General features: G+C 70.9%; 23 protein-coding genes. 9 read left to right on the forward strand and 14 right to left on the reverse strand.

The window, feature by feature from the left end:
• Nucleotides 1-140 precede the first annotated feature (140 nt).
• The 3 genes from OG588_RS07405 to OG588_RS07415 are packed head-to-tail and all read left to right on the forward strand — an operon-like array spanning nt 141 to nt 3,149.
• On the forward strand, nt 141-1,181 hold the full coding sequence (locus OG588_RS07405) for an iron ABC transporter permease (protein ID WP_266869321.1): 1,041 nt from the start codon (nt 141-143) through the stop codon (nt 1,179-1,181).
• Nucleotides 1,178-2,260, forward strand: coding sequence for a FecCD family ABC transporter permease (locus tag OG588_RS07410; RefSeq protein WP_405946591.1), 1,083 nt, complete (start codon nt 1,178-1,180; stop codon nt 2,258-2,260). The genes OG588_RS07405 and OG588_RS07410 overlap by 4 nt, the downstream gene beginning before the upstream one ends.
• Nucleotides 2,261-2,264: 4 nt before the next feature.
• Nucleotides 2,265-3,149 carry an ABC transporter ATP-binding protein gene (locus tag OG588_RS07415; protein WP_366094083.1) on the forward strand — a complete coding sequence of 295 codons (885 nt, stop codon included), beginning with the start codon at nt 2,265-2,267 and terminating at the stop codon, nt 3,147-3,149.
• Nucleotides 3,150-3,235: 86 nt separating this feature from the next.
• On the opposite strand, the gene OG588_RS07420 is transcribed toward OG588_RS07415, so the two are convergent.
• Nucleotides 3,236-4,189, reverse strand: a complete 954-nt coding sequence (locus tag OG588_RS07420; RefSeq protein WP_405946592.1) for a methionyl-tRNA formyltransferase — start codon at nt 4,187-4,189, stop codon at nt 3,236-3,238.
• Nucleotides 4,190-4,272: 83 nt separating this feature from the next.
• Between OG588_RS07420 and OG588_RS07425 the strand changes: the two genes are divergently transcribed.
• A complete protein-coding gene (locus OG588_RS07425) occupies nt 4,273-5,595 on the forward strand; it encodes a lysine N(6)-hydroxylase/L-ornithine N(5)-oxygenase family protein (protein WP_405946593.1) in 1,323 nt (440 codons plus the stop codon).
• 92 nt (nt 5,596-5,687) lie between these two features.
• Here the strand turns inward: OG588_RS07425 and OG588_RS07430 are convergent, their stop codons facing one another.
• From OG588_RS07430 to OG588_RS07445, 4 genes are all read right to left on the reverse strand, one after another.
• Nucleotides 5,688-6,368 (reverse strand): isochorismatase family protein, encoded by a 681-nt coding sequence (locus OG588_RS07430; RefSeq protein WP_405946594.1) that lies wholly within the window; start codon nt 6,366-6,368, stop codon nt 5,688-5,690.
• Nucleotides 6,369-6,429: 61 nt separating this feature from the next.
• Entirely contained in the window at nt 6,430-7,923 is a 1,494-nt protein-coding gene (locus OG588_RS07435) for an amidohydrolase (RefSeq protein WP_405946595.1), read from the reverse strand.
• A 94-nt stretch (nt 7,924-8,017) separates the two neighbouring features.
• Nucleotides 8,018-10,495 carry a beta-glucosidase gene (locus OG588_RS07440; RefSeq protein WP_405946596.1) on the reverse strand — a complete coding sequence of 826 codons (2,478 nt, stop codon included), beginning with the start codon at nt 10,493-10,495 and terminating at the stop codon, nt 8,018-8,020.
• Between the two features lie 266 nt (nt 10,496-10,761).
• Nucleotides 10,762-12,519 carry an RICIN domain-containing protein gene (locus OG588_RS07445; protein ID WP_405953067.1) on the reverse strand — a complete coding sequence of 586 codons (1,758 nt, stop codon included), beginning with the start codon at nt 12,517-12,519 and terminating at the stop codon, nt 10,762-10,764.
• 478 nt (nt 12,520-12,997) lie between these two features.
• Here OG588_RS07445 and galU point away from each other — a divergent pair, with 478 nt between their 5' ends.
• On the forward strand, nt 12,998-13,996 hold the full coding sequence (gene galU / locus OG588_RS07450) for a UTP--glucose-1-phosphate uridylyltransferase GalU (RefSeq protein ID WP_405946597.1): 999 nt from the start codon (nt 12,998-13,000) through the stop codon (nt 13,994-13,996).
• Between the two features lie 97 nt (nt 13,997-14,093).
• On the opposite strand, the gene OG588_RS07455 is transcribed toward galU, so the two are convergent.
• On the reverse strand, nt 14,094-14,531 hold the full coding sequence (locus OG588_RS07455; RefSeq protein WP_405953068.1) for a DUF4442 domain-containing protein: 438 nt from the start codon (nt 14,529-14,531) through the stop codon (nt 14,094-14,096).
• A gap of 153 nt (nt 14,532-14,684) precedes the next feature.
• Here OG588_RS07455 and OG588_RS07460 point away from each other — a divergent pair, with 153 nt between their 5' ends.
• Nucleotides 14,685-15,701 (forward strand): hypothetical protein, encoded by a 1,017-nt coding sequence (locus OG588_RS07460; protein ID WP_405946598.1) that lies wholly within the window; start codon nt 14,685-14,687, stop codon nt 15,699-15,701.
• Nucleotides 15,702-15,796: 95 nt separating this feature from the next.
• A complete protein-coding gene (locus tag OG588_RS07465) occupies nt 15,797-17,143 on the forward strand; it encodes an MFS transporter (RefSeq protein WP_405946599.1) in 1,347 nt (448 codons plus the stop codon).
• Here OG588_RS07465 and OG588_RS07470 read toward each other — a convergent pair.
• The 4 genes from OG588_RS07470 to OG588_RS07485 form a co-directional block, all read right to left on the reverse strand.
• A complete protein-coding gene (locus OG588_RS07470) occupies nt 17,105-17,950 on the reverse strand; it encodes a spermidine synthase (RefSeq protein ID WP_405953069.1) in 846 nt (281 codons plus the stop codon). The two genes, OG588_RS07465 and OG588_RS07470, sit on opposite strands and share 39 nt — an antisense overlap.
• 112 nt (nt 17,951-18,062) lie before the next feature.
• On the reverse strand, nt 18,063-18,899 hold the full coding sequence (locus OG588_RS07475) for a patatin-like phospholipase family protein (protein WP_405946600.1): 837 nt from the start codon (nt 18,897-18,899) through the stop codon (nt 18,063-18,065).
• Nucleotides 18,900-19,092: 193 nt separating this feature from the next.
• A complete protein-coding gene (tuf, locus tag OG588_RS07480) occupies nt 19,093-20,262 on the reverse strand; it encodes an elongation factor Tu (RefSeq protein WP_405946601.1) in 1,170 nt (389 codons plus the stop codon).
• 345 nt (nt 20,263-20,607) lie between these two features.
• On the reverse strand, nt 20,608-21,327 hold the full coding sequence (locus OG588_RS07485; RefSeq protein ID WP_405946602.1) for a DNA alkylation repair protein: 720 nt from the start codon (nt 21,325-21,327) through the stop codon (nt 20,608-20,610).
• A gap of 50 nt (nt 21,328-21,377) precedes the next feature.
• Here OG588_RS07485 and OG588_RS07490 point away from each other — a divergent pair, with 50 nt between their 5' ends.
• On the forward strand, nt 21,378-22,244 hold the full coding sequence (locus OG588_RS07490) for a TVP38/TMEM64 family protein (protein ID WP_405946603.1): 867 nt from the start codon (nt 21,378-21,380) through the stop codon (nt 22,242-22,244).
• Between the two features lie 4 nt (nt 22,245-22,248).
• Here OG588_RS07490 and OG588_RS07495 read toward each other — a convergent pair whose 3' ends face one another.
• The gene (locus OG588_RS07495) at nt 22,249-23,433 is read right to left on the reverse strand and encodes a thiolase family protein (protein WP_405946604.1); all 1,185 of its coding nucleotides are present in this window, start codon (nt 23,431-23,433) and stop codon (nt 22,249-22,251) included.
• Between the two features lie 129 nt (nt 23,434-23,562).
• Here OG588_RS07495 and OG588_RS07500 point away from each other — a divergent pair, with 129 nt between their 5' ends.
• Nucleotides 23,563-24,054, forward strand: coding sequence for a winged helix-turn-helix transcriptional regulator (locus OG588_RS07500; protein WP_405946605.1), 492 nt, complete (start codon nt 23,563-23,565; stop codon nt 24,052-24,054).
• Between the two features lie 9 nt (nt 24,055-24,063).
• Here OG588_RS07500 and OG588_RS07505 read toward each other — a convergent pair whose 3' ends face one another.
• The 3 genes from OG588_RS07505 to OG588_RS07515 are packed head-to-tail and all read right to left on the reverse strand — an operon-like array spanning nt 24,064 to nt 26,980.
• Entirely contained in the window at nt 24,064-24,816 is a 753-nt protein-coding gene (locus OG588_RS07505; protein WP_405946606.1) for a cupin domain-containing protein, read from the reverse strand.
• Nucleotides 24,813-25,745, reverse strand: coding sequence for a PmoA family protein (locus OG588_RS07510; protein WP_405946607.1), 933 nt, complete (start codon nt 25,743-25,745; stop codon nt 24,813-24,815). Before OG588_RS07510 ends, OG588_RS07505 begins: the two co-directional genes overlap by 4 nt.
• Nucleotides 25,742-26,980, reverse strand: a complete 1,239-nt coding sequence (locus OG588_RS07515) for a Gfo/Idh/MocA family protein (RefSeq protein ID WP_405946608.1) — start codon at nt 26,978-26,980, stop codon at nt 25,742-25,744. The genes OG588_RS07510 and OG588_RS07515 overlap by 4 nt, the downstream gene beginning before the upstream one ends.
• Nucleotides 26,981-26,997: the final 17 nt, after the last annotated feature.

The following is a 26,997-nucleotide window of genomic DNA, read 5'->3' on the forward strand; positions in this document are numbered from 1 at the left end:
CCGGAACCCCAGGTCCATGTCACAGCCGCTGAGGTTATGCTCACCTAAGCTGCCGGCGGGGCCGTCCGGTGGTCCGCCAACAGGGCTCCAGAGCACGGAAGATGACCCGGCAACGCCCCGGTGGCACCACGGAAGACGACATGGAGACCGGCAAAGTGGCTTCAGGCAGAAGGCTTCGCACCACGGTGCTGGTGACACTGGTCGTCGCCCTCCTCGTCCTGCTGTCACTGCTGTCGATCGCCCTGGGCGCGCTCAGCGTCCCGCTCGACCAGGTCGTGCGCTCGGTGCTGGGCCATCCGCCCAGCCGCCTCGTCGACAACGTCATCTGGTCGGTGCGCGTGCCCCGCACCCTGCTCGGTCTGACGACGGGCGCCGCGCTCGGTCTGTCCGGCGCGCTGATGCAGGCCCTGACCCGAAATCCGCTCGCGGACCCGGGAATTCTCGGGGTGAGCGCGGGGGCGTCCTTCGCGATCGTCGTGGCGGTCGGGGTGTTCGGGGTGGCCTCGCTGTACGGCTATGTGTGGTTCGCGTTCGGCGGGGCGCTCGTCGCGAGTGTCGTGGTCTTCTTCCTGGGGCGGCTGGGCGGGTCCGGGGCCACACCGGTGAAACTGGCGCTCGCCGGGGTCGCGATCACCGCGCTGCTCCAGTCGTTCACCAGCGCCATCGTCCTCACCGACCAGGACGCGCTCGACCGCTACCGCTTCTGGTCGGCCGGCACCCTCGCCGACCAGGACTCCGGCGAGCTGGTGCGCATCCTGCCCTTCCTCGCCGTGGGCGCCGTACTGGCCCTGTCCCTCGCTCCCGCCCTCAACAGCATGGCCCTCGGCGACGACGTGGCCGCCTCGCTGGGACGGCGGCTCGGTCTGGTACGGCTCCAAGGGGTCACCGCCGTCGTGCTGTTGACCGGCGCGTCCGTCGCCGTCATCGGTCCCGTGGTCTTCCTCGGTCTGGTCGTCCCACACATCGCGCGGGTCCTCGCGCAGTACGCCGGGATCGGCCCCGACTACCGGTGGCTGCTGCCGCTGTCCGCCGCGCTCGCGCCCGTGCTGCTGCTGTCCGCCGACATCCTGGGCCGGATGGTGGACCGCCCGACCGAGATCCAGGCCGGTGTCCTCGTCGCCTTCCTCGGCGGCCCGTTCTTCATCGTCCTGGTCCGCCGCCGGAAGCTCGCGGAGGTATGAGCGTGCCCTCACCCGTTGTCGCTCCCCCGCGTGCCGCCCTGGGCAACCGGCCGTTCCGGCTGACCGTGCCCCCGGTGTCCGGTGTGCTGCGTTCGCGCCTGCTGCTCACGGGAGTCGGCGTCACGCTCGGCGCGTTCCTGCTGTTCTGCTGGGGCCTGACCATCGGCGACTATCCCGTGGCCTTCACGGATGTCATCCGCGCGCTCTGGGGTTCGGGCGACGCGGGCACGGTCATCGTCGTCCAGGACCTACGGCTGCCCCGCGCTCTCGTCGGGCTGCTGGTCGGCGTCGCGTTCGGGGTCTCCGGGGCGGTGTTCCAGACGATGACCCGCAATCCGCTGGCCAGCCCCGACATGATCGGGCTCACCGAGGGCGCCGGAACTGCCGTCGTGGCGGCGGTAGTTCTCGGCTGGACCGGCGGACTCGGGCTGTCCACGCTGGGGTTGCTCGGCGCGCTGGCCACCGCGCTGCTCGTGTACGCGCTGGCATGGAAGGGCGGGGCCACCGGGTACCGCATCATCCTCGTCGGCATCGGGGTCTCCTGGATCTGCTCCAGTGCCACCAACTTCCTTGTGGCGCGCGGCAATCGCTTCGAGGCGGAGGCGGCGCTCGGCTGGCTGGTCGGCAACCTCAACGGCCGGACCTGGAACCAGGTGGACTCCCTGGCCATCGCCCTGGCCGTGCTGCTGCCGATCACCCTGGGCATGGGCCGCTGGATGCGCACGCTCATGCTCGGCGACGACGTGGCCGCCGGACTCGGCACACCCGTCCAACCCGTGCGGCTGGCACTGCTGTTGGCGGGGGTGGGCCTGGTCGCCTTCGGTACGGCGGCTGCCGGTCCGGTGGCGTTCGTCGCGCTGGCCTGTCCGCAGATCGCCCAGCGGCTGGCGGGCACCTCGTCGCCGCCCCCGCTCGTCTCCGGTCTCACCGGCGCGCTCGTCGTCCTCGGCTCCGATCTCCTCGCCCGCGAGGCGATCCCGGGGACGGAACTGCCGGTCGGGATCGTCACCGGCGCCCTCGGCGCGCCGGTCCTGCTGTGGCTGCTCATCCGCGCCAACCGCGCGGGCTCTGGAGGCTGATCGCATGTCGACCACTGACCCGCGCACCCCGCGGACATCAGAAGCACCGGCCCCGGGGCCCGAGTTGCGGGCACGTGATCTTCATCTCGCCTACGACGGACGGCCCGTGGTCGAGAACCTGAACCTGACCGTGCCGACCGGCCGGATCACAGCCATCGTCGGCGCCAACGCCTGCGGGAAATCAACCCTGTTGCGGGCGCTCGCCCGGCTACTGGCCCCGCGCCAGGGGGTTGTGGAGCTGGACGGCGTCGCGCTGCGCTCCGTCCCCACCCGCGAACTCGCCCGCAAACTGGGCATCTTGCCGCAGACGCCGGTGGCGCCGGAGGGCCTGACCGTGCTCGATCTGGTCGGCCGGGGCCGTTCCCCGCACCAGACCTGGTGGCGGCAGTGGTCGGCGGCCGACGAGGAAGCCGTGCACGCGGCCCTCGAAGCGACCAGCCTCACCGACCTCGCCGAGCGCCCGGTCGACGAACTCTCCGGCGGCCAGCGGCAACGCGCGTGGATCGCCATGGCCGTCGCCCAGGGCACCCCGATCCTGCTCCTCGACGAGCCGACCACCTATCTCGACCTCGCCCACCAGATCGACGTACTCGACCTGATCACGGACCTCAACCGGCGCGAGGGCCGCACGATCGTGATGGTCCTGCACGACCTCAACCAGGCCTGCCGGTACGCCGATCACGTCATCGCCATGAAGGCCGGCCGCATCGTCGCCGAGGGCGCGCCCGCCGATGTCGTCACCGAGGCGACCGTCGAGGACGTCTTCGACCTGCGCTGCCGGATTACGCCCGACCCGGTCAGCGGCACGCCGTTGGTGATCCCGCTGGGGCGACACCACCACGACGGCAACTCCCCGGCCGGGCAGCCGGGTGTCTCCGAAAAAGTGTGACACTTTCGCGAGAAGTGTCACACTTTTCCGAACCCCCTACCCCCGCCCCACCCCCGAAGTCCGCCGGCCGACGTGGGGCCGACCGATCACGGTCGGGACGTCAAGTACCCGCCCATCGTGCGGAAGTAGTCGCCGGCCGCGTACTCGGTGCCGTCGTCGGTGCGCACCCGGCGCACCAACAGCCCCTGGCTGCGCCCGGTGTGGGCCTCGGGGCCGGCCACGATGACCACGCCGTCGCCCTCGCGGATGAAGATCCGGCCCGGGGTGCCGCCGTAGCGTCCCTCCGAGACGGCCGTGGAGACGATCCTGAGCCGCTCGCCGCGGTGGAAGGCGTACGCGTTCGGGTACGGGTCCGACTGGGCCCGTACGAGGCGCTCCAGGCGTTCCGCGGGCCAACTCCAGTCGATGCGGCTGTCCTCGGCCGAGCGCTTGTGGAAGAAGCTGGCGCGGCCGCGGTCCTGCGGGACCCACTGTCCGGCGTCGCGGCCGGAGGCGATCAGGTCGAGCGACTCGCGCACGATGGGTGCGATGAGGTCGACGGTCCGGTGGAACAGGTCGGTCGCCGTGTCGGTGGGTCCGACCGGTACCGAGCGCTGGATCAGGACGTCCCCGGCGTCGAGTTCGCCGTTCATGCGGTGCGCGGTGACGCCGACGCGCGGCTCGCCGTTGATGAGCGCCCAGATGATCGGCGAGAAGCCCGCGTACGACGGCAGCAGCGAGTCGTGGACGTTGAGGGTGCCGTGCGGCGGGAGGTCGAACAGCTCCGGCGGCAGCCAGGTGCGCCAGTTGTTGGCGACGATGATGTCCGGCCGCGCTTCCCGTACGGCGTCGAGGAGTTCGGCGTCGTCGGGGCGGTTGCGCAGCAGGACGGGGACGTCGTGCTTCTCGGCGAGTTCGGCGACGCTGTCGTCCCAGATCTTCTCGTAGGCATGCTCACTTTTCGGGTGGGTGACGACGAGAACGACCTCGTGGTCGGAGTCCAGCAACGCCTGCAGCGTGCGGTGACCCCAGGTCTGATAGCCGAGCATGACGACCCGCATGACGGTCCTTCCCTTCAACGACTCATTGCAAGGTTAGCCTTACCTTATCTAGCATTGGGCTGCCTGAGGGAGGCGATGCCACGGTGAAGTCACCGCTACTGGATTCCGAAGTGGTCCACGACATACTCGGAATCGGATTCGGTCCGTCAAATCTCGCTCTGTCCATAGCGGTTGAGGAGCACAACAAGAGCCTTCCGGCAGACAGCCGTCTCAACGCCCTGTTCCTGGAACGCCAGCCGCGCTTCGGCTGGCACCGGGGCATGCTGATCGACGACGCCACCATGCAGGTGTCGTTCCTCAAAGACCTGGTCACGCTGCGGAATCCGACCAGCGACTACAGCTTCCTCTGCTTCCTGCGCGAGCAGGGCAGACTGATCGACTTCCTGAACCAGAAGACCCTGTTCCCGCTGCGCGTGGAGTTCCACGAGTACTTCGAGTGGGCGGCCGAGCGGGTCTCCCACCTGGTCTCCTACGGCAGCGAGGTCGTCGCCGTCGACCCGGTGCGCGGCGACGACGGCGAGATCACCTACTTCGACGTCACCAGCCGCGACCCTGCGGGTTCCGGTACGACGATCACCCGCCGGGCGCGCAACATCAGCGTGGCGATGGGACTTGAGCCACACGTTCCGCCGGGTCTCGAACTGGCCGAACGGATCTGGCACAACAGCGAGTTGATCCCCCGCGCGACCGCACTCGCCGACGCGGGCAAGCCGGTGCAGCGGGCCGTGGTGCTCGGCGCCGGGCAGAGCGCCGCCGAGGCGGTGGACTATCTGCACCGCACCTTCCCGGACGCCGAGGTGTGCTCGGTGTTCGCCAAGTACGGCTACACCCCGGCCGACGACAGCCCGTTCGCGAACCGCATCTTCGACCCGGAGGCGGTGGACGTCTACTTCTCGGCCCCGTCCGAGGTCAAGCAGTCGCTCATCGACTACCACCGCTCGACCAACTACTCCGTGGTCGACATGGAGTTGATCGAGGCCCTGTACGCCACCGCGTACCGGGAGAAGGTGGCCGGACGGGAACGGCTGCGCTTCCTCAACGTCTCCCGGATCCGCGCCGTCGACCCCGCGTCCGACGGCGGTCTCGACATCGCCGTGGAATTCCTGCCCACCGGCGAGAAGCAGGTGCTGTCCGCCGATGTGCTGGTCCTCGCCACCGGTTACCGGCCCCGGGACCTGAGTTCGCTGCTCGGCGAGGCGGCGAAGCTCTGCCTGCGGGACGACGGCGACGAGGTCCGCGTCGGCCGGGACCACCGGGTCGAGACGGTCCCCGAGGTCACCGCGGGCCTCTACCTCCAGGGCGGCACCGAGCACACCCACGGTCTGACCAGCACGCTGCTGTCGACGGTCGCGGTACGCGCGGAGGAGATCCACCGGTCGGTGCAGGGAGCGAAGTTGCTCGTCTGACGCCGTATGAACTCCCCGGGCCCGGAGGGTACGGTCCCTTCCGGGCCCGGGGTTCTGTCTGTGCCTGCCGGCCGCCGCTGGTCAAACCTCGGTCACCTCGGCGGCGTTGAGGGCCGACCACCTTCGCGGTGTCTAGGACCGGGTCCGCCGAACACGTCCGCCACGCCTCGTACGGTCCTGACCGCCCCGCAGGTCGCGGCGATCCAGTCCATCGCCATCCGGTGATCGTCGTGCGCCCGGTCGGCGACCGCGTCCGCGACGACGAACGGTTCCATGTCCTGCATCCACGCGTCGGCCGCCGTCAGCAGCACCTGGGTGCGCGCGAACACCCCGACCATCACCGGCTGGTCGCGGCCCAACTCCGCGAGCCTGCGCCGCAGCCGGGTCCCGGCAAAGGCGCTGAACCGCTTCGCGACCAGCACGCTGTCGCCGACCTGCGGCCGGATCGCGTCCACGACGCCACGGGAGTCCTCGCTGCCGGGCAGGCGTGGATGCCCGAAGCTGGACTCCCGGCCGTCCGGTTCCCGCTCGGCGGTCTTGAGGGTGTACAGGACGGGGATGCCGGCCGCCCGCGCCGACTCCGTCAACAGGCCCACTCCGGCGAGGAGTTCACCGACCGGCGCGGAGGACTCCCGCAGAACGTGCAGGAAGTGGTTCTGGACGTTCAGGACCACCAGCGCCGCGCGCCCCGGGTCGATGGCCCAGCCCGTCCGGTCCGGGGGCAGCGCGGCGGGGCCGGGCATGACGTACGGGATCATGTCGGATGTCGGCATATACGCGTCGGCCTCTCACCGGTCGTCGGTCGTCGTGGGGAAGGGTGAGCGCGGCAGCGGCTCAGTAAGTCCCATGCGTCCAGCGGCCGTTCGTCATCGTGGCGTGCACGGGCATCGCGCGCAGGGTGTCCGGATCGGCGTCCAGGGGGTCCGCGTCGACGACCACCAGGTCGGCCGGGTCGCCGACGCGGATGAGCCGGCGTCCGCGGGCCGCCGCGACCAACGCGTCCGGTACGGACAGGCGTTGCTCCGGATGCCAGGCGGGGCGTTCGTCGTCGGTGCGGTTGACGGCGGCCGCGATGGCGAGCCAGGGGTCGAGCGGTGAGACGGGAGCGTCCGAGCCGAACTCCAGCCGGGCCCCGGCGGCGAGCAGGTCACCGTAGGGGAAGGCGCGCTCGGTGCGTCCGGCCCAGTGCCGGTCCGCCACGTCACGGTCGTCGGTCGCATGCCGGGGCTGCACGCCCGCCGTGACCCCCAACTGGGCGAATCGCGGGAGGTCTTGAGGACTGAGCAACTGCGCGTGCTCGATCCGGCCGCGGCAGCGCACCGCCTCGAAGGCGTCCAGGGCAACGGTGTTGGCACGGTCGCCGATGGCGTGCACGGCGGGTTCGATGCCGTGCGCGGAGGCGTGCCGCATGAGCCGTACGAGCTCGCCAGGGGCCGTCTCCTCGATGCCGTGGGCGCCGTCCGTGTCCTCAAGTCCCGGGTAGGGGTCACGGCACAGGGCCGTACGGGTGTTGAGCGAACCGTCCGTGAAGAGCTTCAGCGGCCCCACCCGGACCAGGCTCCCGTCCGCGCCGACGGCGTCCCCCGTACGCAGCCCACGCTTGACCGCCGCGTCCAGGTAACTCGGGTACACCGCGGCCGACACCCGTACGGCGGGCCGGAATCGGGCCGAACGCCGTTCCCAGTCCGCGACCGTGTCGCCGAACTGGAAGTCGATGACGCCGGTGACCCCGCGCGCGGCGGCGGCCCGGCAGGCGTCCTCGATCCAGCCGTCGACCACGTCGTCCGGCGCCGCGGGGAGCGCGGAGAGAACCTCGTGGGCCTCGTGTTCCCTGATCAGGCCGGTGGGGTGGTCGCCTCGGCCGACGAGGGCGAGGCAGGCGGAGTTGAGCCACGCGGCATGCAGATCGGCGCTGACCAGAGCGACCGGCCGATCGGGCAACACCGCGTCCAGCAGCGCCTTGTGCGGGGCATCGGCCCACAGCCCGTCCCGGAACCCGTACCCGTAGAGCACCGCGCCGTCGGCCGCCCCGGCCCGCTCCCGGACGAGGTCGGCGACGGCCTGTGCGGACACCGTCCCGGCGAGGTCGAGACGGTGCCGGGCGCTCGCCCACTCCGCCAGGTGGACGTGGGCGTCCCAGAGGCCGGGGAGCAACACCCGCCCGTCGAGGTCGAGTTGACGCCCACCGTCGACCTCGGCGCCGGAGCCCGCGTCCGTCTCCGGTACGACGTGAGTGATCCGGCCGTCCGCCACCCGCACCCGGGCGAGCGGCCCACCGGCACCGAGCCGCACCCGGGTGAGAGTCAGAGCGCTGGGGTTGTCCGCCATAAGGGCCTCCAGGGGAATGCCGAGAGCACTCCTCCAACGATTCCACCAAGTTAAGTAAGGCTTACCTTACCTTGTGGACCGTGCCCTCCGCTGCTTACTTCACGTCGACGCTCGTCCGCACCCGCAGATCCCCCGCCGAAGCCCCCACCCACACAGCCCGCCGCCCGCTCCCGAGCACCCACGCGTGCCGCTTCGTGTCCCACGACGACAAAGTACGCGCATCGACATGCACGGTAACCCGCCGCCGCTCCCCGCCGCGCAGCGCGAGCCGCCGATAGCCGCCCAACACCCGTACCGCCTGGTCGAGTTGGAGTTCCGGCGAGCGGCCGACGTACACCTGAGGAACGGCCACGCCCGCCCGTCGGCCGGTGTTGCGGACCGTGAAGGTGACGTCGAGCCCGTGTCCGTTCCACCGCGCCGACGCGTCCTCGTAGGAGAAGGAGGTGTACGACAGCCCGTGGCCGAAGGGGTAGAGGGGCCGGACGCCCTCCGCGTCGTACCAGCGGTAGCCCACGTGGATGCCTTCCGAGTACTCCTCGATGCCGTTCACACCGGGGTAGCGGAGCGGGTCCCCGGCGACCGGGTGGTGGGTGTCGTCGACCGGGAACGACTGGGTGAGCCGACCGCCGGGGTCGCAGTCGCCGAAGAGGACGGCGGTCGTGGCGGCGGCGCCTTCCTGGCCCGGGTAGTACATCTGGAGGACCGCGCCGGTGCACGCCAGCCATGGCATCGACGTGGAGGACGAGGTGTTGAGGACCACCGTGGTGTGCGGGTTCGCGGCCGTCACCGCGTCGATCAAGTCGGCCTGGTTTCCCGGGAGTTCGAGGGTGGTGCGGTCGACGCCCTCGGTGGCGTCCTCGTAGGCGAACAGGACGACAGCGCGGGCGGCGCGTGCCGCGGTGACCGCCTCGGCGACGTCCTGGGCGCGGGTCTCGCCGGTGATGCGCCGCAGCCGGAACAGCAGTCCCGCGTCGCCGCCCTCGGCGGTGATCTTCAGGGTGTGGGCGCCCTTGGCGAGGGTGAGGGTCTTGCGGCGGACGGAGAGGCCGTCGGGGTCGGCCGAGACCAGGCCGCCGGAGAAGTACTCGCCGTATCCGGCCGCGAGCGGGAACAACTCCTCGCCGTCCAGGAGGACTTTGGGGCGGGCAGTGGGGGCGGAGGAGAAGTGCAGGACGAACGTCCACTCGTCGGACCCGGTCACGGTGAGCGAGCCGTCGTACTCCCAGGTCCCGCCCGCCTCCACCCGCTGACCCTCGCTGTCGAAGGCGGGCGTGAGCGAGGACGCGGGGATGGCCTTGCCGAACAGGTCCTCGCCGAGCGCGTAGGTCACCCGGGTCCGCGCACCGGCCCGCGCCTTGATCGCGTCGAGCGGGCTGTCCGCGTGATCCGGTACGACATGCGCGCTGCCGCCGCCGCTCACGAAGGGCAGGGTGCCGGTCGGGCCGATCACCGCGATGGTGCCGCCGCTGGTCAGCGGGAGGGTGCGGTTCTCGTTGCGGAGCAGGGTCGCGCCGGCCTTGGCGACCTCCAGCGCTACGGCCGCGCCCGCCTTCGCGTCGCGGGCGGGACGCGGCGGCACTCTGCCGTCGAGGAGCCCGAACCGGTCCATGACCCCGAGGATCCGGCGCACCGCGCGGTCGACATACCGCTCGGGCAAACTCCCGTTCTGCACGGCCGACTTGAGGGGCGCGCCGAAGTAAGTCCCGTCCGGCATCTCCATGTCGAGGCCGGCGGTGATCGCGGCGACGGTGCTGTGCGCGGCGAACCAGTCGGTCATCACCCAGCCCTCGAAGCCCCATCGGCCACGCAGGATGTCGGTGAGGAGGGTCTTGTTCTCGCAGGCGAAGGTGCCGTTGACCTTGTTGTAGGCGCCCATCACCGCGCCGGTGCCGGCGCCGACGGCCGCTTCGAAACCGCGCAACTCGATCTCGTGCATGGTCTGTTCGTCGACCCGCACGTCGATGGAGCCGCGGTCCTTCTCCTGGTTGTTCATCGCGAAGTGCTTGACGGTCGCGATGAGTCCCTCGCCCTGGATGCCCTGGATCTCGGCGGCGACCAGGTCACCGGCGAGCAGCGGATCCTCGCTGAGGGTCTCGAAGTTTCGGCCCGCGTACGGGGTGCGGATGAGGTTGACCATCGGGGAGAGCAGGACGTCCTGGCCCAGCGCGCGACCCTCGCGGCCGACGACCTGGCCGTAGCGGCGGGCGAGTTCGGGGTCGAAGGCGGAGGCGAGCAGGACGGGCGCAGGGAGGGCGGTGGCGTGTGCGGTGACGCGGACGCCGGCCGGTCCGTCGGTGAGCCGGAGCGGCGGGATCTTCAGGCGCGGGACGCCGGGGATGTAACCGGCCTGGCCGAGCGAGTTCGGGTCGGTGGCGCCGTGCAGGAGGGAGATCTTCTCGTCGAGGGTGAGCTTCGCCAGGAGTCCTTCGACGCGGGGGCCGGCGCCCGCCTCGGGTCTGGCCTGCGCGTAGGCGTGCGACGGGGAGACGAGTCCGGTGGTGGCCGCGCTGGCCACCGCGATCGCGCCGCCCAGCAGTCGCAGGGCGGATCGGCGGGACACGGTGTCGGTCATGAGCCGTCACTCCTTCGTCCTTCGGTGTGCGGGCACGACGTCGTGGACCGCAGATGCGTCTCGGCACCCGGTCCGCGTTCGGCATCCGAACGCACCACGCGTCCCTACCGACTTGACGTCCCGTCAGGCACCACTGGCGCGGCGGGAAAACTATGACCGTCACTGACTCGTGTCAATGACATGCACAGGAATCGGCGGGGCGGCGACAAGAACCGAAGGGTGAAAGAGCTGCGGGGCCACCCGCGTGGGGTGACCCCGCGGGTGGCTCAGTGAAGGGACGGGACGAGGGACGGTACGAGGGAGGTGACGGTGTCCACGACAGCCGCGACAACCGTCGTCAGCGGTTGCACGGCGTCGACGCCGCCACCGCCGGATCCGGCACCCGAAGGCTCGGGTTCCGGCGCCGGTTCGTCGCAGCAGGCGACCTGGGCGGCGCGGGGCGCGTACCGCGGGTCGCCCTGTTGCGGAACGTCCGTGGGAAGCGACTGCGGCACGTCTCCCTGGGGCGCCCCCTCGGGCGAACCGGGCACCGTCGCCGCGCCACTCCCCGGCGTCCCGCTCTTCCCGTCCGCCTCCCCCTTTCCGTCCGGTTCGCCCTGCTTCACCCGCGCGTCGACGCCGGATTCCAGCGCCCACCGCTGCCCGGCCGACCCGTCCCGGTCCGTCACCACGACCCGCGCCCCGGCCTTCGCGCTCGCGGGAGCGACGGCCAGCCCCTGGCTCCAGCGGAGCAGGAACTCGCCGCGCACCGTCAGGTCGTAGTGCACCTCGCCCGCGTGCACCAGGCAGCCGTCGAGAGTGACCGTGCGCGCGGTGGTGTCGGTGTCGAGGCAGAGCCCCGGGTCGGTGAGGCTGCGCAGCAGACCGTCCTGGTCGTACGACCACTGCTGGGACCCGGCGGTCGAGCAGGCCGCCATGGTGACGACTGCGCCGGACCGCACCTGGCCGCCCGGGATGTCGAGGCACAGGCCGGAGGCGAGGCTGCGCAGGACGCCCTGCTGGACGACTCCCGCGATTCCCCCGTCGGCGCCGGCGGCGGACGCGGAAGCGGCGGAACCGTCGGACGAGGGCGCCCCGACAGGGCTCGGGCGGGTCGAACTGCCACTGGCCGCACCCCAAGTGACGTGTGGATCAGGCGAGTTGCCCCCTTCGGTCCATCCCTTGGTGGCGAGCACGGTCGCGAGCAGGGCGAGGGAGGTCAGGCCCACGCCCACGAGCGCGACCTTGGGGTGCCTGCGCGGGAAGGCCAACCGACCGTCGGGCGTGGGGCGGTGGCGGCCCATCGGACGGCGGGCGGCGCGGGCCGTGGACTCGGGGGTCTCACGGCCGGGCCGCGAGTCGAGGTAGCGGCGGGCGCCCCAGCCGAGGACGGTCTCGGCGAGCAGCACTTCGAGGCCGCCCTCGAAATGGCTCAACTGCTCCGCGGCGAAACGGCAGTAGCGGCACGTCATGAGATGCCGTTGCACATCGGGCAACAGACTGCCGCCGCGGCGGATCGGGACGTCGAGGAGTCGGTTGTAGTGACGGCATTCCGCGGTGGGCGCGAGTTCCCTATGGGCACGTGCACAGCCCTGTCGGAATTGCTCTCGCGCCTGGTCCAGCGCGGCGGTCGCGGTGACCTCGTCCACGCCCAGCAGACCGGCCGGTACGGATATGGGTTCGGCCTCGACCTCGGTGTGCCACAGCAGGCATTGGGAGGCACCGGAGAGTGCGCCGAAAGCACGTTCCGCGAGCTTCCGCCTTTCCGAGGTGCCGGGCCTCGCCGCGCGTAGACCTCGGGCACCGGTGGGCTTACGAAGTTCCGGCAAGTAGGCGGCAATTCGCTCCTCCGCCGCCCACTTCTTCACCATCTCCCTTACCGCTACAAGGAGTTGGGGACGCAGCGCGCCGCCGGTCGCCCGCCCCGCCAGTACCTGGTGGAAGGCGGCGCTGGCCACCATGGACGCCGAACTCTCGGCGGAGGCAAGACAGATGACCGCATATTCGCTTGTCGCCTGCCAGTGACGTGCCAGCAGCAGTGCCATGGCACGGGTACCCGCCGCCTTATCGCCGAGTTGCGCCACGAGATTGCGGTCGGACTCCCCCGGGGTCGATCCGGGGCGGGGCGGGAACGGCGGGCGTGGGGGGTAGGGGGATTGCACGGAACCATTTCCTTCCAAGCCGCAGGACGGCACACCGAATGTCCGCCCTCGGAAAGCAGGTGCTTGATTGGTGCATACCTATGAGATGTCAGAAGGCGCCGGAAGGGACGCTGACCATTGCCTTCCGGTGTCTACTGACAGCCGGTCTCACGGGGTGGCTCACACTCGCACAAGCGGCTGACAGGAAACAAGGAGTTCGAGTGACCGATGTTCAAAACGCAGCGAATTCAGATTGGTTACCGCCGGTATCCACAGGCGTCTCCACCAAATCTCCAACTCCCGGGCGAACTAAGGGCGGCACACAGGGAACTCCGAAGTTTCTCTCGGGGTGCTCTCATCGCCGTGGGCCACCATGGGCCGCATGATCGCCCCCCACTCCTCAGCCACCCCCGTATCCGCCCCCGCCCCCACGGTCCGCAAGGCGGTCGTACCGGCCGCCGGGCTCGGCACGCGGTTCCTGCCCGCGACGAAGGCGACGCCGAAGGAGATGCTCCCGGTCGTCGACAAGCCCGCGATCCAGTACGTCGTCGAGGAGGCCGCGGCGGCCGGGCTCGACGACATCCTGATGGTCACCGGCCGGCACAAGCGCGCCATCGAGGACCACTTCGACCACGCCTTCGAACTCGAACAGGCGCTGGCCGCCAAGGGCGACACCGTGCGCCTGGACGCCGTACGCGATCCCGCGCGCCTCGCCGACATCCACCACATCCGCCAGGGCGACCCGCTCGGCCTCGGACACGCGGTGCTCTGCGCCCGCCACCACGTCGGCGACCAGCCGTTCGCCGTCCTCCTCGGCGACGACCTGATCGACCCGCGCGAGACCCTGCTCAGCCAGATGCTGGACGTCCGCGAGCGGTACGCGGGCAGCGTGGTCGCCCTGATGGAAGTCCCTGAGGAATCAGTCCACTTGTACGGCTGCGCGGCCGTGGAGCCGACCGGCGAGGAGGGTGTCGTACGCGTCACCGGCCTGGTCGAGAAGCCGTCCCGCGAGGACGCCCCGAGCCGGTACGCCGTCATCGGCCGCTACGTCCTCGACCCCGCGATCTTCCCCACCCTGGAGCGCACCCCGCCCGGCCGCGGCGGCGAGATCCAACTCACCGACGCCCTCCAGGAGTTGGCCACCGAAGGCACCGTCCACGGAGTCGTCTTCAAGGGCCTGCGCTACGACACCGGCGACAAGGCCGACTACCTGCGCACAGTGGTCCGGCTGGCCTGCGACCGCGACGACCTGGGGCCCGAATTCGTCGCGTGGCTCAAGGAGTTCGTGGCGGGGCTGGAGAGCGGACAGGCCGCCGAGAGCGACGGGAACGGCGGGAGTAGCAAGGCCGGCGGGAGTGAGGGCGCGCGGATCGCGGCCTGAAGCACACCCGCACCACGCACACGGGGGCCCGGTCATCCATAGCCGATGACCGGGCCCCCGTAACGAAGTTGAGCCGAGCTGAGCCGAGTTGAGCTGATCAGCCGTTCGGCCGGAGTGTCCAGGTGACCGTCATCTCGCCAGTCACCGCGCCGTCCTCGCGCTGGATGGCGACGGTGACCGGGAACTCGGGGCGCCGGCCCGCGTCGAGTTCGGCGACGACGTCGGCGGCGGGGCGGCCCAGGGTCGCGGTCGCCTTCACCGGACCGAGGGCGATCTTCTTGAACGCGATCTCGGCGTTGACCGGGAGCGGCACGGCCCTCGAGAGCTGGTCGCCGAAGGCGGCGAGCACGATCGCACCGCTGGCGGACTCGCCGAGGGTGAACATCGCGCCGGCGTGCGGCCCGCCGACGTGGTTGCGGTACTCGCTCTGGTCCGGCAGGGACAGCACGGCCCGCTCCGGGCTGGTCTCCAGGTACTCCAGGTTCAGCGTGCGAACCATCGGCACCGTGGCGGCCAGCAACTCGCCTATGGACATCTGATCTGCGCTCATGAAGGGCATGTTACTCACGGGTAGCCAAGTCTGGCCAGATGTGTGCGCCCGCACACACCCGTCATGCTTCAACTTGGTACGACCCTGACAAGGGGCGGTGACCCAACCGTGTCCGACGCCGCACTAGGGTTACTGCCCATGTGGCCAGGACAGCAGCCGCCCGGGGGCGAGCAGAACCCGCAGAACAACCCGTACCAGCAGCCGGGGTACCAACAGCCGAATCCGTATCAGCAGCCCGGCTACCAGCAGCCCAATCCCTATGGGCAGCAACCGCAGTGGGGCCCGCAGGGCCCGGCAGGTGGACCGCAGCCGCCGCAGGGCGGGGGTGGCGGGAACCGGACGAAACTGGTCGCGATCATCGCCGCCACGGCCGTCGTCGTGGCCGCGGGTGTGACCGGTTATCTGGTCCTGGGCGGCGACAAGGACGACAAGGCGGACGGCGGCAAGGACACGTCGAGCCAGTCGCCGTCGGCGTCCGCGGACCCGAGTGCAGCGTCCTCCGGTTCGGACGACAACCCGCGCGGCAACGAGACCGAGAAGCCGACGATCGCGGGCTGGAAGGTCGTCGTCAACCAGAAGTACGGCACCGCCTTCGACGTCCCCGCCACCTGGGAGGTCGGCAAGCCGGGCACCTTCACCTTCTTCGAGGACGAGGTGAAGGGCGACGGCTCCCCGTACATCGGCTTCTCGGCGCCCGCCTACCTGAAGCAGAACTATTGCGAGTCCGACGACAACAAGGACGGCACGAAGGAGACCTCGTCGCTGGCATCGAGCGGCACCAAGGGCGAGGACGGCGCGAAGGACACCGCGAGCACCGCGCGCGGTGACGCGGCGGCGTTCGCGTTCGGCGGGTACACGGACCAGAAGGACTCGTCGAAGAAGTACCTGAAGATCGGCACGGCGAAGTCGTACACGACGAAGTCGGGTGTCGCGGGCAGCGTCGCGACCTCGTACACGTCCGGCGTCCCGAAGTCCGGCAAGTGCTCCTCCGACGGCAAGGCGACGTCGTTCGCCTTCAAGAACTCGGCGGGCGACTTCGTCTCCTGGACGCTCTACGGCGCGAAGGGTGTGAGCGAGGAGATCCCCGACGCCACGATCCAGCAGATCCTGAGCACCGTACGACTGCACGGGGACCCGACGGGCAGCACGAGCTGACGCTGTGTCTGTCGGCCCTTGGTGGTTGACCGTTCGGCTCGATTCCGACGGCAATCCGTTTGGCGGGGTGTGGCGTGGGCGGCGATAGTCGGCCGGTGACCGTCGCCCCCGCCCCCACCCCTCGTCGGCCGCGCCGACCCGACTGGGCGGGCCGCAACTACACGCTGCTGACCGCCGCCGCGGTGGCGACCGGTCTCGGTGGCAACGGCGCGCTGATCGCCGCCGCGTTCGCGGTGCTGGACGCGGGCGGCGACAGCGGTGACGTGGGTCTGGTGGCCGCTTCGCGCACGCTGCCGCTGGTGTTGTTCCTGCTGATCGGCGGCGCGATCTCGGACCGGGTGCCCCGGCACCACGTCATGGTCGCGGCCAACGCGCTGAGCTGTGTGTCGCAGGCGGCCTTCGCGGTGCTCGTCCTCACCGGCGAGCCGCGCATCTGGCAGATGATGCTGCTGACCGCGCTCGGCGGAACCGGCCAGGCGTTCTTCGGCCCGGCGGCCGAGGGCATGCTGATGTCCACGGTGAGCGGCGAACAGGCGGGCCGGGCGTTCGCGGTGTTCCGGATGGCGATGCAGGGCGCGTCGTTGGGCGGCGCGGCGCTCGGCGGCGCGCTGGTCGCGGCGGTCGGCCCGGGGTGGGTGCTCGCGGTGGACGCGGCGGCGTTCGCGGTGGCCGGCGGACTCCGCTCCTTCCTCGACGTGAGCCACATCGCGCCGCGCGCACCGGGCGGCGGCATGCTCGCCGATCTCCGGGACGGCTGGCGGGAGTTCATCGGCCGCCCGTGGCTGTGGTCCATCGTCGTGGCGTTCTCCATCGCCAACGCGGTGGTCGGCGCGGCGGACGCGGTCTACGGCCCGCTCGTCGCCCGCGACAGCCTCGGCGGCGCGGGTCCGTGGGGCCTGGCCCTGGCCGCGTTCGGCGCGGGCACGGTCGCCGGCGCCCTCCTGATGACCCGCTGGAAACCCCGCCGCCTGCTCCTCGCGGGCATGCTCGGCATCTTCCCCCTGGCTCTCCCGTCCGCCGCCCTCGCGGTACCGGTCCCGATCGGAGTCCTCTTCGCGGTGATGTTCGTCGCGGGTGCGACGGTGGAGGTGTTCGGGGTGAGCTGGATGACCGCACTCCACCAGGAGATCCCCGAGGAAAAACTCTCCAGGATCTCGGCCTACGACTGGTTCGGCTCGATCGCGCTGATGCCGCTCGCCGCAGCGGCGGCAGGCCCCACGGAATCGGCCTTCGGGCGTACGGCGGCGCTGTGGGGATGCGCGGCTCTGGTCACGGTGGTCACAGGGGCGGTGCTGTGCGTGCCGGAGGTACGGAACCTGCGGCGACACACCGGATCGGTGCCTGAGGAGAAAAAAGAGGAGAAGGAAGAGAAAGAGGCGAAGCCGGAACCGGCCGCGAACGGATCAGCCGATGCCGAACGCTCCGTCGGGGGGCTCGGGTGACGGAACGGCGTCCTCGTCCCGGACCGCCCGCGCCCCGCCGATGAACTCCCGCAGCGCGGCCCCGTGTTCGAGCCGCGCCGGAAACGCGTCCGAGGCCACGAGCCGGGTCACGGCCACCGTGTCGACCGGGCGGTGGGCGGCGACGAGCACCGCGTTGCCGAAGCGGCGTCCGCGCAGTACGGCCGGTTCCGCGATCAGCGCCAGCTCCTTGAACACCGAACCGAACGTGGCGAGTTGGGCCCGCAGGAAGGTGAAGGGAGCGGCATCCGCGAGGTTGGCGAGGTAGACGCCGTCGGCACGCAGGACCCGCTCGGCTTCCCGGGCGTACGCCACGGACGTGAGGTGCGCCGGAACCCGTGAACCGCCGAAGACATCGGCGACGATCACGTCCGCCGAACCGTCCGGCGCCGCCTCCAGCCAGGCGCGGGCATCGGCGCCGTGCACGGTGACACCGGCGCCCTCCGGCAACGGCACGTGCTCGGTGACCAGCTCCAGCAGCCCCCGGTCGGCCTCGACCACGTCCTGCCGCGAACCGGGCCGGGTCGCCGCCACGTACCGGGGCAACGTGAACGCCCCGCCACCCAGGTGCAGCACGTCCAGCGGGCGCCCCGGTTCCGCGAGGGTGTCCAGCACATGCCCGAGCCGCCGCGTGTACTCGAACTCCAGGTGGGTCGGCTCGTCCAGGTCGACGTAGGACTGCGGTGCCCCGTCGACGGTCAGCAACCAGGCCCGCTCCCGGTCGACGTCGGGCATGAGTTTCGCGGTCCCGTGATCAACGTCCCGGGTCACGGGTATCGGCTCGTTCACGGGTAGTGGCTCGTTCACGGTTCCATTGTGCCGGGCCTGCGGCGGCGGTGGACTTGGGCGGGGTGGACTTGGGCGGCGGTGGACTTGGGCGGGGATTCGTTGGGTCGGCCCGTCAAGACCCCCAGACCTCCCCCACCTCCCCCACATGCGCCGCCGCCTGTTCCCGCCCCGCCCGCGCCGCAGCCGCCCGCACCGACGGGTCGAGCGGATTGCGGCCGAACGCCTGCTTCGCTTCCGGGGACGGCGAGACGACGACCGCGCGGGCGCCCTGCTCGACCAGTCGCCGGGTCTGGGCCGACGGAGACACCAGAGGACCGCCCCCGAGGGTTATCGGCGCGAGGACGACGACCTGGTCGTACCCCTCGGCGAGCTGCGCGTTGGCCGCCGAGTGGATACCGCCGTCGATCCAGCGACGGTCCTCGATCGTGACCGGCGGCCACACGCCAGGGACCGCACAGCTGGCGGCCACGGCGTCGCCGAGCGGCACCCCGCTGCCCTTGTCGAAGACCCTCAACTCACCCGTCACCGTGTCGACGGCCGTGATGTGCAACGCGCGGTCGGGCCACTCCGGTGAGACGAGCCGGGTCTCGATCGCGGCGCGCCGGGCCGCCGCGGCGGGTGTCCTGGCGGCGAGCGCCATACGGCCGATCTTCCGCCCGTACGCCTCGGGGGTACGCGAGGTCACCGTCGCCCAGGCATAGCGGAGCAGCAGGCTGATACCGAGTCGACCGGGGATCTCGCCCTCGGGGGCGGCGAGTTGACGCTCGTAGACCTCCTTGAGCGTGCCGGCCCGCAGCTGGGCACCGACCGTCGAACCCGCCGACGTGCCGATCACGACATCGGCGTCGCTGAGATCGACGCCGGACTCGCCCAGCCCGTACAGCACCCCGGCCATCCAGCCGATCCCGCTGCTGCCCCCGCCACCGAGTACAACTGCCTTGCCCGCCATGGTGTCTCCGCCTTCCCCACGCCTCGCCACAACTGCCGCCGCGATCAAGTCTTGCGCACGCCACTGACAATCACGGTTACGAGCCCCTGACCTGGGCCGCAGAGGACAGTTCGCCCTGGAACGCACAGGGGTGCCCGCCCCCGAAGGGACGGGCACCCACTCCACTCAACCCACTCCACTCAACCGACGCCGCTCAACCCACCTCCGTCACCGTCCCGGCCCCCACCGTCCGCCCGCCCTCGCGGATCGCGAAGCCGAGCCCCGGCTCCAACGGGACCTCACGGCCCAGCTCGACCGACATGGTGACGGTGTCCCCCGGCCTCGCGATCGCCGTCTCGCCGAGGTCGATGTCACCGACCACGTCCGCGGTGCGGATGTAGAACTGCGGCCGGTAGCCGGTCGACACGGCGGTCGTACGGCCGCCCTCGCGGGCCGACAGGACGTACACCTGCGCCGAGAAACGGCGGCTGGGGACGACGCTGCCGGGCGCCGCGACGATGTGCCCGCGGCGGACCGCGTCGCGTGGGACACCGCGCAGCAGCAGCGCCACGTTGTCGCCTGCCTGGGCCTCCGCCATGGGCTTGCCGAAGGTCTCCAGGCCGGTGACCACCGTGTCGACGGCGGCCCCGAGCACTTCGATCCGGTCGCCCACCCGGACCGTGCCGCGCTCGATCGCACCGGTGACGACGGTCCCGCGCCCGGTGATCGTGAGCACGTTCTCGACCGGCAACAGGAACGGCGCGTCCAGATACCGCTCGGGCATGGGCACATACGTGTCCACGGCGTCGAGCAGCGCGTCGATCGACGCCGCCCAACGGGGGTCCCCCTCAAGGGCCTTGAGGCCGGACACCCGCACGACGGGCACGGAGTCGCCGCCGTAGCCGTTCGCGGTGAGCAGTTCGCGGACCTCCAGCTCGACCAGGTCGGTGAGCTCGTCGTCGCCCGCGTCGGCCTTGTTGAGCGCGACCACGATGTGGTCGACGCCCACCTGCCGGGCGAGCAGCACGTGTTCGGCGGTCTGCGGCATGATCCCGTCGAGCGCGGAGACGACGAGGATTGCCCCGTCGAGCTGCGCGGCCCCGGTGACCATGTTCTTGACGTAGTCGGCGTGGCCCGGCATGTCCACGTGCGCGTAGTGCCGGGTGTCGGTCTCGTACTCGACGTGCGCGATGTTGATGGTGATGCCGCGCGCGGCCTCCTCCGGCGCCCGGTCGATCCGGTCGAACGGTACGAAGGTGGACGCGCCGCGCTCGGCGAGGACCTTGGTGATGGCGGCGGTCAGGGTGGTCTTGCCGTGGTCGACGTGGCCCATCGTGCCGATGTTCAGATGCGGTTTCGTGCGGACGTATGCCGTTTTGGACATGGCGGTACCTCGAAGCCTCTCCAGAGGTGAAAAGCCCAGTGGTGCAAAACGGGACCCCGAGGACTCGCCGACCCTCCCCCTGCGGGGTCCGCCGGACGATCCGGAGAGGGTCAGCTTCGGGCGCCGTCGACTGCGGCGAGGAGAACGGGATCGAGCACGGGAACGGCAGCCTTCGGAGCATCCGCGACCGCGGATGCTGCGTGGTGGAAGGCGAACCGGAACATGGCTCCGATCATTGCCGACGCTTTGCCCTGCGTCGAACGATTTATGAGGGCGCTTGATCTACGAGGACACGGGAGTTCAGGCCCCGATGTTCTTCAGTGCTGATTCTTCAGGGCTGATTCTTCAGGGCTGATTCTTCAGGGCCTCGCGCACCGACAGCGGCGCGAACCGCCCCTTCTCCCGGGCCAGGAAGCCGCGTACCGCCTCCGGGTCCGTCTTGGCGTACTCGCGCAGGCACCAGCCGATCGCCTTGCGGATGAAGAAGTCCGGGTGCCCGGACTGGCGCAGGCAGTACGCGAAGAGGCGTTCGGTGTCGGTGCGCTCCTTGTAGCGCAGTTGGTGGAGAAGGGCCGTACGGGCCACCCACAGGTCCTCGTCCGCGATCCACGCGTCCATGTCCGTCGCCAGCTTCGGATCGGCGGCGACCAGGCCTCCCACTACGTGGGAGGCGAGTGCGTCGACGGTGTCCCACCAGGGGACCGTCGAGACGAGGTGACGGGCGAGCGGCAGGAAGCCGGACGTGCAGTGCCTCACATGGCGGCGCAGGTAGTCCACCGCGAAGTACTGGTACTCGCGCTCCGGCAGTTCCCAGCAGCGCAGGGCGATCGCGGTGCAGTCGGTCTCGTCGGGGCGGGGTGTGCCCTCCAGGACCGTGCGGGACAACGCCCTGCGTACGGGTGTGGTGAGGCCCAGGAAGGGCGCGATGTCCTTCATGTACGCCCGCATGGGCACGGCCCGCTCCGGGTCGGCCGCGGCGGCGTACGTGGCCGTGAGCCGATCCAGCACGGTGTCCGCGAGAACGCTGCCCGGTACCCGCGCGGTGCCCGCACCTGTGACGCTCATGAGACGAACCATACGGCGATCACATACACAGGTCGGTTAGTGTCGCCGACATGCTCGCCGATGCCGCCACCAACTCTGGGGGCACCTGCTCTGGGGGCACCGTCAAGGCCACTCCCCAGGCCACCGCCCAGACCGCTGCTCACATCAATGGCACGGAGCTCGCCGCAGTCGTGGCCGTCCCCGCGGCCATGCCCGTCGCGCTTCTGCTGCCCGTCGCGCCCTTGCTGCCCGTCACCCCGGCCGGCTTCGCCGCGCGCTGCACGAGAGCCCTGCTCTCGCCGTGGTCGCGGCTGTCGCTGCTGCTCGTGCTGCTCGCCGGGGCGGCGTCGACCGTGCTGCTCTTCCACCCGCAGAGACTGCTCTCCGACGGCTGGCCGCCCCAACTCGGCGGCGCCATGGCCGCGTTGGTGTTCGCGGCGGCGTACGGCCTGTGCAGCGTGGCGTTCGTACCGCGCCCCCTGCTGAATCTCGCGGCGGGTGCGCTGTTCGGCTCGCAGCTGGGCACCGGCGCGGCACTGGCGGGCACGGTGCTCGGCGCCGGGATCTCCTTCGGCCTGGGCCGGGTGCTGGGCCAGGACGCCCTGCGCCCGCTGCTGCGGGGCCGGTGGCTGAAGGCCGCGGACGGCCAGCTCAGCCGGCACGGCTTCCGCTCGATGCTGGCGGCGCGACTCTTCCCGGGACTGCCGTTCTGGGGCGTGAACTACTGCGCGGCCGTCTCCCGTATGCGCTGGACGCCGTTCCTGCTCGCGACGGCGCTCGGCTCGATCCCGAACACCGCCGCGTACGTCGTCGCCGGCGCCCGCGCCTCCAGCCCGACCTCGCCGGCCTTCCTGATCGCGATGGCCTGCATCGCCCTGCCTGCCCTGGGCGGCGCGGTGGTGGCCTGGCGCAAGCGCCACCACCTGCGAGCCCAGTGAGGGATCAGACCGCCTCAAGAATCATCGCGTTGGCGAGACCCCCCGCCTCGCACATCGTCTGCAGCCCGTAACGCGCCCCCCGGTCCCGCATCGCGTGCACCAGCGTGGTCGTCAGCCGCGTACCGCTCGCCCCGAGCGGATGCCCGATCGCGATGGCCCCACCGTGCACGTTGACCTTGGCGAGATCCGCACCCGTCTCCTGCTGCCAGGCCAACACAACACTGGAGAACGCCTCGTTGACCTCGAACAGGTCGATGTCGTCGAGGGTGAGCGAGGCCCGGCGCAGCACCTTCTCGGTGGCCGGGATGACACCGGTGAGCATGAGGAGCGGGTCGGAACCGGTCACCGCGAAGCTGTGCAGCCGCGCGAGCGGGCGCAGTCCGAGACGGGCCGCCGTCTCGCTGGACGTGATGAGCACGGCGGAGGCTCCGTCATTGATGGGGCTGGAATTGCCGGCGGTGATGTTCCACTCGATCTGCGGGAAGCGCTCGGCGTACGTCGCGTCGTAGAAGGCGGGCTTGAGACCGCCGAGGATCTCGGTGGTGCTGCCGGGCCGTACGCACTCGTCGCGCGAGGCGCCCGCCAGGGGTGTCACCTGGGCGTCGAACAGTCCCGCGTCCCAGGCGGTGGCCGCCTTCTGGTGCGAGGAGACCGCGAAGGCGTCCAACTGGTCCCGTGTCATCGACCACTTGGAGGCGATGAGTTCGGCGCTGATGCCCTGCGGGACGAGGCCCTCCGGGTAGCGCCCGGCGACACCGGGGCCGAAGGGGTCGGTGCCGGGCAGCACGCTCGACCCCATCGGCACGCGCCCCATGGACTCCACTCCGCAGGCCACGACCAGGTCGTACGCCCCGGAGATCACGCCCTGCGCCGCGAAGTGCACGGCCTGCTGGGACGAGCCGCACTGGCGGTCCACGGTGGTCGCGGGCACCGACTCCGGGAATCCGGCCGCCAGCACGGCCTGCCGGGTGATGTTGGCGGCCTGCTCACCGACCTGGGTGACCGTCCCGCCGATGACGTCGTCGATGATCTCCGGGTCGATCCCGGTGCGCTCGACGAGGGTGCGCAGGGTGTGCGAGAGGAGTTCGACGGGGTGGACCTGGGCGAGGGAGCCGTTCGGCTTGCCCCTACCTACGGGCGTGCGTACGGCTTCGACGATCACTGCGTCACGCGCAATTTTTACAGACATCGTGCGGGCCTCCACAACGATCAAGGGAACAGCAACCAGAGCTACTAGCGAGTAGGAAATCCAAACTCACCATAGTCCCGTCGGTTGGAAAATCAAACCCACTCGTGAATCGCCCCTAGACTGGGCACCATGGCCGCCCCCAAAGACAAGCCCACCCCCAAAGACCCGCGCCCCTGCTCCATCGCCGACGCCCTCGCACTCGTCGGCGAGAAGTACTCCCTGCTCGTCCTAAGGGAGGTGTGCCTCGGAAACCGCCGCTTCGACCAGCTGGTCCGCAACATCGGCGCCCCGCGCGACGTCCTGGCCACCCGGCTGCGCCGCCTCGTCGACGCCGGGATCCTCACCCGGCGGACGTACAGCGAGCACCCGCAGCGCTTCGAGTACCGGCCCACGGAGGCGGGCCTCGAACTGGAGCCGGTCCTGATGACCCTCATGGCGTGGGGCGACCGGCATCTTCGAAGGGATCAGCTCGACCGCCCCATGGTGATCGAGCACATCTGCGGCAATGAGCTCGTCCCCGCCGTCACCTGCACGGCCTGCGGCGCCCCGGTCCACCACCAGGACCTGACGGCCCACCCGCAGACACCCGGCTGGACGGTGACGGGCCCAACCGCAGCCTGAGACCCAGACCTACTGCCCCTTGTAGACGTCCAACCGCCCGCACATCCCGAACTTCCCATACGCGGACGGCTGTTCGGCCCGTACCGCGGCATCGGCGAGGTGCGAGAAGTCACCCTGTTCCAGCCGGTCGAGCTGCTCCCCCGTAGCCGTAGCAGCGGCCCGCGCCCCCCGCTCCCAGCGCTCGCGCCACTCCCCCAGCCGGGGTCGTACCAGCGCGGCGGCGGCCCGGTGGAACGCGGCCAGCGCTTCCGGACCCGCCGCACCCTCCGCCGCGCGCAGCGCCCGGTAGCCCTCCAGGGCGAGGTCGCGCCGGGCCCGGGCGACCCGTTCCTGCTCCGCCTCGGGCGCGTCGGCCGGGATCACGGTGGCGGCGGCGTACGTCTCCGGGTCGGTGAGGTACCGCGGGGGCAGCGTGAGCACCGCGTCCCCAGCCTCGGGCAAGCCGCTGTTCTGCATGAGGACGGTGATGCGCAGGTCGCCCTCGTTGACGAGCCGGTGGATGGTGCCCGGCGTGAACCAGGCGACCGTTCCGGCCGCGAGCGGCGTCACCTTGTACCCGGAGGTCGTGAGCGTCTGCACCGCACCTCGGCCGCCGGTGACGACGTACCCCTCCGAACAGGTCAGGTGCATATGGGGAGTTCCGCCGCACACCCCGGCGTCTATTTCGGCATCGACCTCGGCGGGCCAGTCGTAGACGGACAGATGCGAGACGGCGACCCCGCCCGGCAACCCGGAGAAACCCCCCACGGACCCTGCACTCACCACGGCCGCGCCTCCAGGTACTTGGCGATCTCCTCCCGCTCCCACGCCCCGTCGGCCACGACGACCCGGTAGCGCCGGGTGAGCGTGTCGCCGGGGTCGAGCACCAGCTCGTCGTAGAAGGCGTACGAGGGGGCGATTCCCGCGAACGGCTCGTTGCGTACGAACCAGTGATCGGGGTGGGTGCCCTGGGCGCCGGACTCGTCGTTCTCGGGGGCGTGGGCGAAGACGATCGTCGCGTGGCCGTCGGTGCCGTCGTGCTCGCCGGAGACGGCAAGCCAGGGGCCCTGGGAGCCCATCAGCTCGGGGCCCTCGCCGTCGGGGCCGATGATCCGGCCGTCACGGAAGGCGCGCGGGCCGCGCCAGAAGAGGCCGGTGTAGCCCGCCGCCTCACGCCCGTGGGTGGTCGGGCTGCCGAACAGCAGGGGCTCGTCGCGGCGGTTCGTCACGGCGCTCGTCCAGGTCAGCGCCCACGAACCGGACTCCGAGTCCGTGTCCACATCGTGCACCTCGATCCGGCGCTGCTCGTCGGCCCAGAGTTCACCGCTGTACGGATGCCAGGTCAGCCGTTCGGCGATGACGAGACGGTCGTCGTCCGCATCGATCTCGTCGAAGCCGACATGGGTCATCGACCCGACCCGCTCCGGGAGTTGGAGATACCCCTCGCCGTGCACGTATGTGTTGCCGCCCCACAGGTTCTGGCCCGACAGATGCGAGGCGGTGAACTGCAGCCCCTTGTGCCAGCGGTGGTCGTTGGGCCGGTAGTCCGTGACGACGTCACCGGCCAGCGTCCTGATCGGGTGGAGGTACGGCTTCGGCGCCTCCCAGGCGGCCTCGGGCCGGTACACATAGCTGAACAGCTCGACGCCGGTGGCCGGTTCGGTCACCGTGATGCGGTCCCCGTGGGCATGGACGATACGCAGGCCGGTCACGCCGACACCTCCTCGCGCGCCACAGGCGCCCAGCCGGGGGCGCCGCCGTGCAGCGCCGTGTAATAGGGGTCTCCGGGGCCGATCTCGCCGGCCCGCACGGTCGTGTCCGTGAACGCCGACTTGTAGAGCGCGGTGATCAGCTCCAGGCTGGTGCGCCCGTCCGCGCCGCTGCTGCGCGGCCGTTCGCCGGCCCGCATGCTGACGACGAGTTCGCGCAACTGCTCCAGGTGCGAACTCGGCACGTCCGGCCCGAAGTCCTGCCAGGCGGCGACCTCCTCGCCCGACACGTCCGGGGCGGGGGTGATGCGCCAGTTGTCGTTGCTGTGCCCGTACAGGTGGGTGAGTTCGACGGTGGCGCGCTCGCAGTCGATGCGGATACGGCTGACCTCGTCGGGGCTCAGCACGCTGTTCACGACGGTCGCCATCGCGCCGTTCTCGAAGCGGACGAGCGCGGTCGAGACGTCCTCGGTCTCCACGTCGTGGACGAGCCGCCCGGCCATGGCCTTCACCTCGCTCCACGGCCCGAGCAGATCGAGCAGCAGATCCATCTGGTGGATGCCGTGTCCCATCGCGGGACCGCCGCCCTCGGTCTCCCAACGCCCGCGCCAGGGCACGGCGTAGTAAGCGGTGTCGCGGTACCAGGTGGTCTGGCAGTGCGCCACGAGCGGCCGCCCCATCGCCTGCTCGGCGAGCAGCCGCCGCACATGCCGCGAGCCCGACCCGAAACGATGCTGAAAGACGATCGAGGCGAACGGCCCACCGGCCGTGCCCTTTCCTGGCCCCCCTTCCGCGCCCCCTTCCGCACCCTCCGCGCCTTCTTCTTTCGCCGCGCCTTCTTCTTTCTCCACGGCGTCGAAGTCGGCCAGCGTCGGCACCGGCGGCTTCTCGCACCAGACCCAGGCGCCGGCCCGCAGCGCGGCGATCGTCTGCGCGCGGTGCAGGGTGGGCGGGGTGCAGATGGTGACGAGGTCGGGCCGCTGTTCCCGGAGCATCTGCTCCAGGTCGGTGTAGGCGTGCGGGATCCCGGCCTCGGAGCAGAAGGACTCGACCGACTTGGCATCGATGTCAACGGCCGCGACGACCTCGGTCTCGCCCTCCTCGGCGAGCCGGGCGAGCGCGGGAAAATGGGAACCCCGGCCGATGGCACCGGCGCCGACCACGGCGGCCCTGATGCGTCGGCCGATGAGCGGCGGCAAGGGCTGGAACGCCCCGGGGTCGGTGGCTTGTGTGGACATGGGCGTGATCAGCACTC

The organism is Streptomyces prunicolor (genome assembly GCF_045162825.1).
GTDB classification, from domain to species: Bacteria; Actinomycetota; Actinomycetes; order Streptomycetales; family Streptomycetaceae; genus Streptomyces; species Streptomyces prunicolor.

What these genes read in the sequence shown, in the direction of transcription:
- OG588_RS07500 (WP_405946605.1), top strand. Translation starts at nt 23,563, where the DNA reads ATGGCCGCCCCCAAAGACAAGCCCACCCCCAAAGACCCGCGCCCCTGC.
- OG588_RS07460 (WP_405946598.1), top strand. Translation starts at nt 14,685, where the DNA reads ATGTGGCCAGGACAGCAGCCGCCCGGGGGCGAGCAGAACCCGCAGAAC.
- OG588_RS07430 (WP_405946594.1), bottom strand. Translation starts at nt 6,368, where the DNA reads ATGCCGACATCCGACATGATCCCGTACGTCATGCCCGGCCCCGCCGCG.
- tuf (WP_405946601.1), bottom strand. Translation starts at nt 20,262, where the DNA reads ATGTCCAAAACGGCATACGTCCGCACGAAACCGCATCTGAACATCGGC.
- OG588_RS07455 (WP_405953068.1), bottom strand. Translation starts at nt 14,531, where the DNA reads ATGTCCATAGGCGAGTTGCTGGCCGCCACGGTGCCGATGGTTCGCACG.
- OG588_RS07405 (WP_266869321.1), top strand. Translation starts at nt 141, where the DNA reads ATGGAGACCGGCAAAGTGGCTTCAGGCAGAAGGCTTCGCACCACGGTG.
- OG588_RS07515 (WP_405946608.1), bottom strand. Translation starts at nt 26,980, where the DNA reads ATGTCCACACAAGCCACCGACCCCGGGGCGTTCCAGCCCTTGCCGCCG.
- OG588_RS07420 (WP_405946592.1), bottom strand. Translation starts at nt 4,189, where the DNA reads ATGCGGGTCGTCATGCTCGGCTATCAGACCTGGGGTCACCGCACGCTG.
- OG588_RS07475 (WP_405946600.1), bottom strand. Translation starts at nt 18,899, where the DNA reads ATGGCGGGCAAGGCAGTTGTACTCGGTGGCGGGGGCAGCAGCGGGATC.
- OG588_RS07485 (WP_405946602.1), bottom strand. Translation starts at nt 21,327, where the DNA reads ATGAGCGTCACAGGTGCGGGCACCGCGCGGGTACCGGGCAGCGTTCTC.
- OG588_RS07435 (WP_405946595.1), bottom strand. Translation starts at nt 7,923, where the DNA reads ATGGCGGACAACCCCAGCGCTCTGACTCTCACCCGGGTGCGGCTCGGT.
- OG588_RS07445 (WP_405953067.1), bottom strand. Translation starts at nt 12,519, where the DNA reads ATGGCACTGCTGCTGGCACGTCACTGGCAGGCGACAAGCGAATATGCG.
- OG588_RS07490 (WP_405946603.1), top strand. Translation starts at nt 21,378, where the DNA reads ATGCTCGCCGATGCCGCCACCAACTCTGGGGGCACCTGCTCTGGGGGC.
- OG588_RS07495 (WP_405946604.1), bottom strand. Translation starts at nt 23,433, where the DNA reads ATGTCTGTAAAAATTGCGCGTGACGCAGTGATCGTCGAAGCCGTACGC.
- OG588_RS07415 (WP_366094083.1), top strand. Translation starts at nt 2,265, where the DNA reads ATGTCGACCACTGACCCGCGCACCCCGCGGACATCAGAAGCACCGGCC.
- OG588_RS07410 (WP_405946591.1), top strand. Translation starts at nt 1,178, where the DNA reads ATGAGCGTGCCCTCACCCGTTGTCGCTCCCCCGCGTGCCGCCCTGGGC.
- OG588_RS07440 (WP_405946596.1), bottom strand. Translation starts at nt 10,495, where the DNA reads ATGACCGACACCGTGTCCCGCCGATCCGCCCTGCGACTGCTGGGCGGC.
- galU (WP_405946597.1), top strand. Translation starts at nt 12,998, where the DNA reads ATGATCGCCCCCCACTCCTCAGCCACCCCCGTATCCGCCCCCGCCCCC.